Below are 13,825 nucleotides of genomic sequence, written 5' to 3'. Positions count from 1 at the left end.
CCTTGTTTGAACGATAAAACACTTCTACCAATTGATTATACTCGCTTCTTGAAATTTCTTTGTTATATAGTTGAATTAATAACTTTTTATGCGCTTGTGAAAATGCTATTTTATCAATAAATTTTGGGTACATATAAATTGTTTTCGCTCCTCTTCGTATATCATTACATCGTATTTTATTCGTTACTTTTAAATATTATAATAAATAAATTCATTTGGGTATAGCAACTAAAAGTGTTTTGTGGGGCATATACAAATATATCTCAACTATTTTCAATAAAACAATGCAATTATGCATCTAAAACAGTAACATAATAAAAACGACCACTTTTCTTTAATACACGCTTGTATCCTTGATCTAGGTACCTATTTTTATAGCTATTTAACCAGCTCCAACAATCAACAAAACATCACATATGATACCCAAAACAACTACTTCCTTCTTCAATACCACGATGCAACATCGTTAAATGATCGATTAGAAATGCAATTCGATAATCATCTTGAATTTCACCATTTTCATCACAAAATCGCTCTTCTCCTTCCACACCCATTCCATTTTCTGAAACGAACCAAGGAATATTAAAATAATTTTCTTTTATATCCATTGCAATGTCATACATTCCGCGCGGATAAATTTCCCACCCTCTATGCGGATTGATTACTTTATCCGGCCAATCATACACTTCAAAAAAGTACTCTGGCATCAACGGTTCATTCGTTAACATTGGCGCTTCCCGTTTTTTTATTCTTCTTGGCTGGTAATAATTCACTCCTAAAAAATCAATCGTATTGGCTCTAATCTTTTGTAGATCCGATTCTTCATATCGCGGCATCAGCCCTTGCTCTTGAATAAAGTGAACTAACTCTTTTGGATACCTTCCCTTTACGGCCGGATCAAGAAAGCTTCTATTTGTTTTTCTTCTAAAGGACTTATGATTTCATCATTTAGTGCTAAAAATCCAACAGCGGCACATTCATTTAGCATCAATTGTTCGTCATGAACGACTTCCGTTAAACCCGGATTATACACTCTTAAGACGAAACTTTGTAAATCTTCTGTTTCTTTTAAACTACTGAAAACTAATTTTTTACTATCTACATGCCAAGGAGCCGGCTGCTTTAATCGTTACTAATCCATAATTTGATGAGTGAAATGTAAGCAAAATTCCTTTAGCGAGAGTAATTTTGTCAAGTTTTGAATGATGACTGTCAATAAAACTTGTGTTCTTTACTTTGTGCGAAACTTAGTTCCACAGATAAATATGCATCTGGATCAGTTAGGCTTTGAATGGTTTGTTTTTCAATCACTTTCTTTTTTCCCTTCTCTCTTCTTCTTAGATTTACCTTTTCTAAAATATTTGTATCCTCTTCTACTTCAATTTCTCTTATCCAAACCTCTCTTTTTCAATTCGAACAATATGGTGTTTTTTATTGTATGTCATATTATAAAATTTACGATTATTTGTAATTTCTAGATTTTGTTGATAAAAATATATATAAAAAATCATCCTTTATTTTTATTTTCTAATAAAGGATGATCTGTTTCAATTCTCTTGCGATTGACAAGTTTATTTTTCAACAATCTGAAAGAAATGAGATTGTTAAAGATATTAAGTAGGAGCATCTTTACTTGGTTCTCAAGTTACTGTAAAAGTATGCTCTTTTTCATGATGTACTTGATATCGGTCCAGTTTAATATAGCCCTCACTACACCGTTTGAATATTCGGAATCATTAGTTTTAATTCTATCAATTTACTATATATTACATTTATGTAAGTATTATTATAAGAGTACTGTTTAAAACTTTCCCCTAATAAAGTTTTAAAAGATCTGTCTCAGTATTCTCCATGTTGTAAATATGCCAAGAAAAGAGAATCCATTTGGGTTCTCTTTTCTTTTAAATTCAAATTTTTAATCTTAAAATTTGAATTTATAGTAATAATTATTATCAACAATATACAAACATCTCCAAATACATTTTGGTAATACTTGTATCGAAACGATTGTTTTTAAGAAACGAACTTACATGTAATGAACAAAAAAGGAAGCTTTGATAGATTCCTTTTTTGTCCTACACTCTTTTTCAAATCGTGCATCTTTGCACTACATTTAGTATAACCTATAATTCCGATATAGTAAATAAGAATAAGTGAAATTATTAAAGAACGTTTATGTTTCTACTTTCCAATACTTTATATACGATCTTGAATAGGAAAAGTCCGGTTGATTCTGTTAAGAATCAACCGGACTTTTCTTTTTGTGCTACACTCTCAATAAAAGGGAATACTATTTCAACAGAACCTTATTTATTGGTAGTTTTTAAAGCATCTAACACTATTTTAGTGGCTTCTGCAATAAGTTTATCATCGTATTTAGCATCCTCTTTATCATGATTAGAAAGTATCGCAAGAACAATTGGCTTTTTATTTGGTGGCCAAATAATTGCAATATCATTCCTTGTTCCATAAGATCCTGCACCTGTTTTATCAGCTACTTCCCATCCCTTTGGTACGCCCGCACGAATCAATTTATCTCCAGTTGTATTTCTCTTCATCCAATCTACTAATAGTTCACGTTTCTCAGGTGGGAGTACAGTTTCTAATGCGAAAGATTGAAGTGTCTTAGCTATCGCTTTTGGTGTACTGGTATCATGTGTTTCTCCTGGGTTCACTTCATTTAATTCAGGTTCAAATCGTTCTGACGTAGTAACAGTATCACCAATTTCTCGCAATATTTTTTCAAACTCAGAAGGACCACCTAATTGCTTAAGAATCAAATTATGTGCCGTATTATCACTATATCGAACAGAAGCATCAGCAAGTTCTTTTAACGTCATTCCTCTATCAACATGCTTTTCTGTAATTGGATTATAACTAGAAAGATCTTCACGAGTATATGTGATCCTTTGATTAAGATCTTCTATTGAGTTCTGACGTAAAAGAGCCCCCACAGCTAATGCTTTAGATGTAGATGCATATGCAAAACGATCATCTGGTCGATAAGTAACAGTTTGATTCGTACCAGTGTCCAATGCATAAATACCGAGCTTAGCATCAAATTCTTTTTCAAGTTTGGAAAAAGAATGATTAACTGTATTTTCTTGTTTGGTTTGTTTAGATGGCTCAGATTGAGTATTATTATTATTGGAACAGCCTATAAGCGTTACACATAAAAGCAATAATACAGGTACAATCTTTTTATAATGTGACATGTTAAAAAACTTATTTAAGACTATCATAAAGTTTCAACCTCTTTCAAGAATATATAGATTTTGTCTAAGTATTTTAAATACCGATGCAATTAAAGAGTGTATCGGATAACACTCCTCTCGTACTTCTCTTATCATAAAATAAACAAACTATCGTGAATACGTGGAAAACACATCGTTTTATATATCTTACATCATTTCCTATATTGTATTTACCACTTGCAAAAATTGAAATATATTTACTTGAGCGCATTAATTGTAAATCCCGCAGCCCACCCTATTCCACATGCCGCTAAAGAAAGATCCGATTTCGCGCATAAAACGTGTTAACCAATTCGCTTGTTCTACTTCAGATTTTGTTACAAGGTCTACTTGTAATGATTTACCTGATAAGAACCCAGGATCGTTACTATCTTTAGGCGATATAATCATTTGACTAATTGTTACACCTTTTTTAATAGGCGCTTCTTGTTCTTTATTCGATACTTTAAATTCTTTTTTATAAATGTCTTTGCTGTCCTTTGGCATCGGAAGTGAAACAGCTTGCTTCGTTTGAACTACTACATCTTTGCCTTGTGCATTTGCTACTCGCACTGTTTCATGCCCTTTTACTACTGAATCTTTTGCATAGGCCTTCTTCACTTCAAAATTCGCAAATCCATAATCATATAATTTCTTAGTTTCATCAAAACGTGCTGTATGAGACTTTGTTTTTATCACTACAGAGATTAGACGCATTCCGTTTCTTTCTACTGTACCAGTGAAACAATCTCCGGCTTCTGGAGTAGTTCCTGTTTTCAAGCCATCTACACCTTCGTATTCCTTAATTAAACCTTTTAACATCCAGTTAAAGTTCGCCATATCAATTGGATACTTGCCACCCTTTTGGAATGTTTTTTTTGATATTTTTGCTGTATCTAATATTTTCGGGAAATCTTGAATGAGACGTTGTGCTAAAATCGCACAATCTCTTGCAGACATTTTATTTTTTTCGTCTGGAGCTGTCCCTTCGGGATGATATCCTTTTAAATCTTGGTTTGTTAAGCCTGTAGAGTTTACAAATTTATAATTTTTCATTCCAAACTCTTTCGACTTATCGTTCATCATTTTTACAAAGTCGATTTCTTTTCCAGCAATTGCTTCAACTAAAGCAATTGTTGCACCGTTCGCAGAATAAATCGCCATTGCTTCATATAACTCTTTCACTGTATAAGAGCCACCATTTTCTAACGGAACGTTAGATAATGAGCGATCTTGTGAAATCTTATATGCATATTCGGAAACTTTTATCTTTTGATCCCACTTAAGTTTCCCTTTATCCACTGCTTCATGAACTAAGTATTCACTCATCATTTTTGTCATACTAGCAATTGCTAATAATTCATCTGCATTTTTTTGATATAAAATTTTCCCGGAATTTGCTTCTACTAAAATTGCTGATCCTGCTTCTACGTCTAAAGCAGGAACTGTTTCCGCTGATGCACTGCCAGATGTAACAAACATGCTGCAAAATAGTGTAAGCACTGTTACCATTGCAATGAATCTCTTGCAAAACATACCTCTCACTTCTGTTACCCCCAATATCTTTGTACTCACATAACCGTTATTCTAAAACATAATCAAAAAAAATAGACAGTGTTATCAATGTAACTAATAGCGGTCCCAGCAAATTCTCCAAGAGTCATACCGATATCACGTGTTTCTTTATAATTGGGGAATACTCGACTAAGCCATCTTTTGCAAAGGTGATAAATTCATCAAGTTTGTCAATTAAATTTCACTGTAGTACTGCTCCTGCAGCCAAAGCCTTATAGATGAAAACGCTCATTAAATCGGACAGTCACTTACCGATTTATACCGGTATCGATAGCATAGACACCCCGTCTAGCGTCAAACTTTTTCTTGAGTTGCGCGAATTCTCGATGAATCGCATGATTTGCAGGTTCATTTTTCTCAGTCTTTTTTTGCGTTCACCTGCGATGATTCACCTGTAAAAAGTTTTACACTTGCAAGACTGACACTTCGTATTCCAACACACATCCCTATTTTTAATATCCTTGTATTTTTCAAAATGATCAGTCCTTTCATATTTTTTAAGATTACACTTAATAGACAATCTAAGTAATAAATTTGTTCCACATTTACAAAAAAAAATTAGATTTAAAATAAAGTAGGATCTGGGGTTTATATAATAGGGGCACCCACGGACATCAAGCTAAGGTTTTGAAGTATCCCCTAAACAAAAATTTCACTTCTCTACATTTGGTTATTTATGAGCATTAAGCTCGTTTTTTCGTTTTGGGAAACAACTAAGTTATTAAGTTGATGGCAATGTATGATACCCCCAAAACGAAAATTCTAACATGGAAAAAAACGATTTTGGCGTACGCTATGGATTGTTTTTGATAAATGATTATTATTCGTAAATGTATGGAAAATTGGCGAACATTCGTGAATTTATAATTAAAGATTTAAGAACACTCTTCTGTTCACGTTCAATCAGAAAAACAGACATTTGTTAACTATCTCTATTTTCGTTCGTTATGTTCATTTGTTTTGTTACCCTTTATCATCCCTTAACAACAAATAAGACGCTAAACCGATTACGGTAGCGCCAAACGAAGTAACTATAGAATTAATCATTAATAAGTATATCTGGTCCCTGCCTCAACATATATGTAATACTAGAAATAAACACTATGCAAAATATAATAATAGAAGGCCACATATTAAAATAAAATCCTTTACCTGCAATTAATCCGTATATGTTTTGGAACAAGAAATTAGCACCTATGATAATTCCCCCTAATATCGAACTGACCACAATGCTGATTAAATAAAATTTAAATTTCTGAAACATTTCCCATCTCCCCCTTTTCTAAAATCAACTTTATTTATTCCGCTTTAGAAAATTATACCATTCTCATTTTTTATATCCTTAAATCTAGATACATTTAAGGATATTTTAAGAAAAGGAAATGGAAGTACTATCTCTTCAAATGTCCATTTGGTTCAATAAAAAAAAGAGCACTACAACGTGCTCATCCAATACGATTATAAAGGAAGTTGTGCCGTGCTTGTCTCATTCAATATTTTACTAGTTTAATGTGTAATTTCTATGCAACAAAGGAAAAAACACCCATTTCGGATACTTTTAAATCTTTTCTATAACATAAACCATTGTCTTTTTTGATGGCGCGTGATAAGAGTAACCGTGATTTTTATGAACATATATTTCATATTTACCTATCACTTGAAATCTTTCTGTTTCAGATTTACCGAACTTTGTTACAGAATCGCATAAAATGGTTAATTCTTTTCTATTATTGCATAACAAATCAGAAATTTGTTTTTCGATATATATTCCCCCTACCGCTAATTCTTTTAACACTTCTCCATATTGCATAATTTCTCCACCTTTCCCAATCTATTCATTCAACAAAAACCATAAATATCCTTTTATTCAAATGAACAAAAAGCCATCACCAAAGTGACAGCTCTAAAGAGAATGGGAGAAGACAGGGAATCTTCCTAGTTTCCATGAACCAGCTGTAATACCGTCTTTACGCATTAAAATAAACTCAATGTTCAGCCCATGATAAAAGCACCCTATTTGGATGCTTATCATGTAAGTATCTAAAGTTATTCATAAATACAGGTAAAAAACATATATGTTACGATACTTATTTTTTTCGTTTGGGGTAATTCTGAATTCTTAAGTTGATGGGTATGTAGTTTTAAACTAAGGTATACACTCTTCACGAAATAAATTCGTATCATATTTATGTTCTATATAAACTTGGTGCAGACGCAACAGCTCGTGCAAATGAATCTGTTGGTGGAGAAATTACAAAACGTTTAGTATCATTAGCTGAACAACAACTTGGCGGTGGAGTTACTCGCTAACTTGGTATAGTAAATGGATATTCTGGATCATAAGCCAAATGACGAACATGAGAAGGTTTTCCCTTCACGATAAGTTGAATCATCGTTTCTCTTCCTTGTTTGAACAATAAAACACTTCTACCAATTGATTATACTCGCTTCTTGAAATTTCTTTGTTATATAGTTGAATTAATAACTTTTTATGCGCTTGTGAAAATGCTATTTTATCAATAAATTTTGGGTACATATAAATTATTTTCGCTCCTCTTTGTATATCATTATATCGCATTTCATTTGTTGCTTTTAAATATCATAATAAATAAATACTTTAGGTATAGCAACTAAAAGTGTTTTGTGGGATCATATACAAATATATCTCAACTATTTTCGATAAAACAATGCAATTATGCATCTAAAACAGTAACGTAATAAAAACGACAAAAACAGGAGCCCCCTAGCTCCAGTTTCCCAACAAGCGGTAAAAAGCGCCCTATTTGTAGGGCGCTTTTTACCTAATGACTAATATTAGCAGTTGGGTATAATGTTGTTCCTCCAATTGAAACCTTTATTTCCTTTGTTAATGGAACATTTTGTTCATTAATAATTGTTCTCCACCATTCCCATGCAAGACCTGTACATTCTCTCGCTACGACTTTTACATTTTTTGAATTCGGTGGAAGTGGTATGACTGTAGAGAAATGAGCAGTTTTGTCTCTGCCGCTTCCTTCCCAAGTTTTATGTGTTAGTACTTCTTTTCCATTTTGATCATATGAGAATTCATCCCAAGATACATCAAATTGAGCAACATATGCCCCATAATGATCAAGCGTCATTTTAGCACTTGAATATTCTGTAGTTGTAGTCTCAATATAATCTGTATTGTTATGAACAGCAGCAGTTGCGTTATCTTTTAAGAAAGTGCTTGTATATGAAATTGGGTATGCTGGATTTTTAGGACTTAATTCTGCATTATCTTTAATGATATTTCGTATTTCGTTAAAATCTTTTGTCACAACCTTGTTATGCTCTTTTGAATCTCCGCCTAATACTACAGCAGTAAAAGTACTGTCTTCAAAAATATCTTTGTACTGTCCACTCGTTTCGACGCTGTTATTCTTGATTAAGGCTTTAAAGGCAGCTTGTACATCTTTGCTCTTAGAAGTTGTTTCTAATTTTACATAAATTGTTCTGCCATAAGCTACATTTGACACCATAACAGGCGGAGCCGCATTACTTACCCCTTTACGAGTTAACTCACCAAAAGTAACACTATTATCAAAAAGGTCTGATGGATTGTTAGGTAGTTCTGCACTTACGGTATAAAATATTTGCTTATATGCCGCAACCATTACTTTTTTCTCTCCATTTGCAATCGCATTAAAGTCAATGTTCAGCCCATTATCAAGATATTTAGCGTTAACATTAAGAGCACTTGCTATTTGAGATTTACTATAAACCATAGATTCTGTATACTGCATTCTTGCAGGTAACGTATGTGTTTTTGAATACTTTTCATTCCAAGTAGATACTAAATCATCTACTGCTCCAGACACATTACTATATGTTGGATTTTGGACAGTTATTGTATTTTCTTTTCTCATGCCAGGTAAGTCTATACTAATATTCAAAGGTTTTCTCTTAGCCACTAATAAACTAGGTTGATTATCTGCAAAAGCTTTATTTGCAAGTTGTACTGCTCCTGGATAAGTACGATTAACCACAGAATCAATAATCGAAATATCGACTGGTGAAGTTGTAAGTGATTTTTTCTCACGTTCAACTACTACAAATTTACCATTTGAGTTTATACTTTCTTTCGGAACAAAACTCTCTACTTGATCACCATTTACTGCTAAAACCTTTTGATTATTATACTTTAGATTTGCTATGCCAGTATCAATGCCAATTGCATTTTTTGTTGCATCAGCTGAATTACCTGTTTTTGTTTCCGCGAAGGAAATAGATGAATAATTAATAGTGCATAAACTAACTAATAAACATGTTAGGAATTTTATTCCTTTGTTACTTTTTGTAATTTTCAAAAAAACCAACCCCTACCTTCTTTTTTTCGTATTAAGGTATGATAATTATTTATAAATAATTGCTAAATAGTGAACTTACATAAATGCTTTTAAAAGTTCTTGAACTAACGGAAGTGCCCCACCAACAAATTTTAAAATTGCCATTGCGATTGCCATATTATTTCCTCCTCTTTTGTTGCTAAGATGTGATTTATCTTTATGTCTCTATTATAGTAAGCGCTTACATTTTTATCAATACATTCTTATATGCAATATTACATATGAGAATGTATCAAGTTCCCTTTACATTGTTAATAAGAGTAGCATGAATCATATAAATGGTTTCTGTATACCTATTGAAATACGCGGTACTTTTACGTGGGCTAAAGAATGTACATTCAAGTAGAGATATAGCACTTTAAAGGATGGAGGCATGTATGATGAAGAAAAGTAAAAATCAGGGAGCATATTTCATCAGAGTATATACTTTAAGAAATCATAGTGCAAAGACCATCAAATTTGAATCTTATTGAACATTATTTTTTAGATTGGAAATTAACCCTAGAACGGTTCCTTATACCTCCTATTTCATTTAAGAATGAAAAATAGCATTATACGCACGTAAACCTTCTACATATCCCATCCTCTATCCAAAACAAATAACTTTCTTCTCATTTAATGTTATGATAATATAACCTTTATATTAAGTGTATTATTAATAATATTAATTATTAAAGGAGACATCATTATGAACTATAAAAATATTACTGTTGCCGGTAGTGGCGTTTTAGGTAGTCAAATTGCATTTCAAACAGCTTTCAAAGGCTTTCAAGTATTCATATATGACATTAACGATGAAGTATTAGAACGTGCGAAAGAACATTTCAATCGATTGATGCTGAATTACCAAGAGGATCTAGGAGCTACAGAAGAAGAGGTTCATACTGCTTATAACCGTATTTCTTTCAGCTCTGATTTAGCAACAGCAGTTGCGGATGCTGATCTTGTAATTGAAGCGATACCAGAAGTTGTTCAAATTAAAATTGATTTTTACAATACGTTAGGAAAATTAGCTCCTGAGAAAGCAATTTTTGCAACGAACACTTCTACATTGTTACCAAGCCAATTTGCAGCGGCGACAGGACGACCAGAGAAGTTTTTAGCTTTACACTTCGCTAATGAAATTTGGAAAAACAACACAGCTGAAATTATGAAACATACTGGAACAGATATGAAAGTGTTTGATGACATGATTGAATTTGCAAAAGCAATTGGAATGGTTGCGTTACCTTTATATAAAGAGCAACCAGGCTATATTTTAAACTCTTTATTAGTTCCACTTTTAGACGCAGCTCAAACGCTTTTAGTAAATGAGGTTGCTGATCCAGAAACAATTGATAAAACATGGATGGTCGCAACAAAAGCACCAATGGGTCCTTTTGCCATTTTAGATATCGTCGGAATTAATACTGCTTATAATATTGCAAATGCAAAAGGACAAGCAGGAAACAAAAATTCTGAAAAACTAGCACATTTATTGAAAACTGAGTATATCGATAAAGGAAAACTCGGCGTTTCAACTGGAGAAGGCTTCTATAAATATTCAAATTAATAGGAATCCAATCTCTACACAAATTAGTAAAAAACAGAAAGAGTCTCTATCATTCAAAAGAGTGGTAACGATTCTTTCTGTTTTTTATTCCCTCGCTTTGAATTCTCATAAAGTTACTCAGATAGAGCATACAATTTCACCCACTTAAACCATATAAATCATTAGAAAAAGCTGGTAAACAATAACATTTTTTTCTATAATAAAGCGTGGAGACAAGCAAGGGGGATAATCAGTTATTTGGTTATACAGATTGTGAGTTTAACAGAGAGAAAACAGGGGGAAAAGAAATGTCAAAAAAAATTATTACTTTACTTTCTACCATGACAGTTGCTGCTTTAATGGTGACTGGTTGCGGTCAAAGTGATCAAGCAAGTAAAGAACAAAAAGAGAATGTATCAGCAGAAAAAAAATCTGAAAAAACGGATACAGCAAAGGAAAATAAGACAGAGAAAACAGATACAGTTAAAGAAAAAAAATCTGACGACAAAAGTACGAAAGATACAGCAGTGAGTTCCGGCGATTATTCAAAGCTGATCTCATATATGGAGAAAGAAACACAAGGTAAAGCGAAAGTCCTTTATGAAAATAAAAAACCGCAAGCACATAAATTAGACGATGTTTCCGTATCGCTTAATAACTATACATTAGTTGAATTAAATGATTTCCATACCGATTTTAGTATTCCGTTCCATGACCAAACAAATGGTGGGGTTATTCTTGCAAACTATAGTGTAAAGAATACTTCAAATAAAGATGTATATTATATGCCATCTTTAGACATGACATTTACAGGTGCTCGGACGGCTTACACGAACTATAAAGAGTTACTTCCAAAAGAAGAGCAATTACTCGGAAAATTGTCTCCTGACAATGGCTATATCGTAAAAGCAGGTGAAACCGTTTCTGGTTATGTCGCTTATCCATTCGGTAAAGATGATTTAACAAAAATTTTAGAAGTATCAACAGTATCAGTCGATGTTCCTGCAGCGCAAGCGAATAAAGGAAAATTTGATGCTCCAATTGGAAGTCCGGGAAAATTTGCGTTAGGCTTAAATAAACAAGGTGCTGAAAAAGTTACAGGAGATAAAACTTTCTATCAAGATAAAGCAACTGTTGATAACATGGGCGAGAAGAAAATGTTAAAAGAGAAGTCAAACATTAATGCAAGTCAAGATTTAGCGGGTGTCAATGTTACATTAGATGGATATCAATTCACCCAATTCACGCCAAATTCTGTTGAAGCACCTCGGTTCGGAAGCTTTAAAAATGGCGTCGCTTTATTAACGGCTAAATTTAAAATCGATAACAAAGGATCTGAAGATATTTCGTTATCTGCGTTAACTTCTACACTACACCTTAATGACAATATGCAGTATACGCTTAGCGAAGGCATGTTGCTAAATTACTCCGCTAATGATGTAATCAAAACGGGATCATCTGGAGAATTATTACAAGTTTACACTTTAGATTTAGAACAGTATGAAAAAATTTGGAAAGACAAGAACTTTGAAATCGAAATAGGACCTATGAAAAATAAAGAAGTAAAAGATATTTCAAAAGGGAAAAAAGTGAAATTCACATTACCAAAATAAAAAAGCAAAAAAAGCCGGGTGAGGTTATTTCCTTCCCCGGCCTTTTTAATATATGAACGATTTCCCCCAAAAAATATAACGTTCTTCCATAGTAAACCAAGCTGACATACATATAGATCAGCTCGTTCCTCTCCCGCCTACTCTTCTATCATCTCTGACATCACATATGCAAATATAAGTGCCTCTGTATGTGCAATCGAACTCTCATGCGTACGTTCAAATGCATGTGAAGAATCAATTCCGGCTCCAATAAGGGCGTGTTTCACATCAAACCCTGCGCGGATTGCAGCGGATGCATCTGATCCGTAGTACGGATAAATATCAACTTTATATTCGATGTTGTTTACTTTCGCAAGTTCTACTAAATGTTTACGTAAAGCATAATGGTATGGACCACTAGAGTCTTTCGCACAAATCGATACGGTGTATTCATCTGATGCTTGTCCATCACCAAGCGCTCCCATATCGACCGCTAAATATTCCACTGTTTCTTCTGGGATATTAGAGTTACCACCATAACCAATTTCTTCATTATTGGAAATTAAGAAATGCGTTGTATATGGTAATGTAATCTTTTCACCTTGTAATCTTTTTATAAATTGTAATAAGATTGCCACGCTTACTTTATCGTCTAAATGACGTGACTTTATGTAGCCGCTCTCTGTAATTTGGACGCGTGGATCAAATGAGACGAAATCTCCTACTTCAATTCCTAATTTACGAACTTCATCCGCCGTAGATACGCGTTCATCAATGCGGACTTCAATATTTTTTTCATCGCGCTTTGCTTCCCCCGCATCTTTATATACATGGACAGAAGTTTGATGCATTAAAATCGTGCCAGTATATGTTTTTCCGTTTGCTGTTTCGATTTCGCAATATTCTCCTTCAACAGAATTCCAGCGAAATCCGCCGATCATCGATAAGCGAAGACGACCGTCAGATTTAATCTCTTTTACCATTGCACCTAATGTATCAACGTGAGCCGTTAACAGGCGGTGCTGCTCGTCATTCTTTCCTTTTAACGTTAAAATAAGCGCCCCTTTGTTGTTCCGCTTCGTTTCTACATTCCATTCTTTCACATAGTTTTCAATAAAGTTAATAATTTTCCCTGTATTTCCAGATGGACTTGGAATGGAAACAAGCTGTTTAATCAGCTCCATTGTTTCTTTTGTATCATGTGCCAATGTTGATTCCCCCACTTCATTTTTCTAATATTCAGTATACTGAAATTATCGTAAAACCTCCACTTGTAAAACTGGAGATAAGATGGCCGTTTTGGTCAACTTATGCTTCTAATATGTATACAACAAAAAAACAACTAGTCCCCCTCAAAAGGTACTATATAAATCCATTTTGATTTTTCGACACATAACCCGCTGTTATGAAGAACAAAAATTGAACTACACCTTTGTTTTAACTTGGCATGGGGCAGGAAGATGGGCTGACCGCTTCTATGCATGGCCGGATGCTCTCTCCTACCTAAAAAGAATGGTTTTATGT

8 protein-coding genes and 2 pseudogenes are annotated in these 13,825 nt (G+C 33.4%); 3 read left to right on the top strand and 7 right to left on the bottom strand.

The features are described from left to right. Positions 1–410: 410 nt before the first annotated feature. The 5 genes and pseudogenes from ACX5JI_RS07295 to ACX5JI_RS07275 form a co-directional block, all read right to left on the bottom strand. Positions 411–908 (bottom strand): annotated as a pseudogene (locus ACX5JI_RS07295) (family 1 glycosylhydrolase); the annotation flags it as partial. Between the two features lie 1,398 nt (positions 909–2,306). Continuing rightward, on the bottom strand, positions 2,307–3,242 hold the full coding sequence (gene bla / locus ACX5JI_RS07290; protein ID WP_459500445.1) for a class A beta-lactamase: 936 nt from the start codon (positions 3,240–3,242) through the stop codon (positions 2,307–2,309). Positions 3,243–3,464: 222 nt separating this feature from the next. After that, positions 3,465–4,778: a D-alanyl-D-alanine carboxypeptidase family protein gene (locus ACX5JI_RS07285; RefSeq protein ID WP_459500444.1), complete on the bottom strand. Its 1,314-nt coding sequence runs from the start codon at positions 4,776–4,778 to the stop codon at positions 3,465–3,467. A 1,069-nt stretch (positions 4,779–5,847) separates the two neighbouring features. After that, positions 5,848–6,072, bottom strand: a complete 225-nt coding sequence (locus tag ACX5JI_RS07280; RefSeq protein ID WP_459500443.1) for a hypothetical protein — start codon at positions 6,070–6,072, stop codon at positions 5,848–5,850. Between the two features lie 294 nt (positions 6,073–6,366). Then, a complete protein-coding gene (locus ACX5JI_RS07275; RefSeq protein WP_459500442.1) occupies positions 6,367–6,618 on the bottom strand; it encodes a hypothetical protein in 252 nt (83 codons plus the stop codon). 392 nt (positions 6,619–7,010) lie between these two features. On the opposite strand from ACX5JI_RS07275, the pseudogene ACX5JI_RS07270 reads away from it, so the two are divergent. Beyond that, positions 7,011–7,118, top strand: a pseudogene (locus tag ACX5JI_RS07270) (small, acid-soluble spore protein, alpha/beta type); the annotation flags it as partial. A gap of 491 nt (positions 7,119–7,609) precedes the next feature. On the opposite strand, the gene ACX5JI_RS07265 reads toward ACX5JI_RS07270, so the two are convergent. After that, entirely contained in the window at positions 7,610–9,148 is a 1,539-nt protein-coding gene (locus tag ACX5JI_RS07265; RefSeq protein ID WP_459500441.1) for a thiol-activated cytolysin family protein, read from the bottom strand. A 718-nt stretch (positions 9,149–9,866) separates the two neighbouring features. On the opposite strand from ACX5JI_RS07265, the gene ACX5JI_RS07260 reads away from it, so the two are divergent. Together ACX5JI_RS07260 and ACX5JI_RS07255 are read left to right on the top strand one after the other, a co-directional pair. Then, a complete protein-coding gene (locus ACX5JI_RS07260) occupies positions 9,867–10,730 on the top strand; it encodes a 3-hydroxyacyl-CoA dehydrogenase (RefSeq protein WP_459500440.1) in 864 nt (287 codons plus the stop codon). Positions 10,731–11,017: 287 nt separating this feature from the next. Then, positions 11,018–12,322 carry a DUF5068 domain-containing protein gene (locus tag ACX5JI_RS07255; protein WP_459500439.1) on the top strand — a complete coding sequence of 435 codons (1,305 nt, stop codon included), beginning with the start codon at positions 11,018–11,020 and terminating at the stop codon, positions 12,320–12,322. 137 nt (positions 12,323–12,459) lie between these two features. Here ACX5JI_RS07255 and ACX5JI_RS07250 read toward each other — a convergent pair whose 3' ends face one another. Next, a complete protein-coding gene (locus ACX5JI_RS07250; protein WP_459500438.1) occupies positions 12,460–13,509 on the bottom strand; it encodes a M42 family metallopeptidase in 1,050 nt (349 codons plus the stop codon). Positions 13,510–13,825: the final 316 nt, after the last annotated feature.

Source organism: Bacillus sp. C1 (assembly GCF_054570475.1).
The sequence above is the reverse complement of the archived record's forward strand: the minus strand, read 5'-3'. Positions and strand labels throughout refer to the sequence as shown.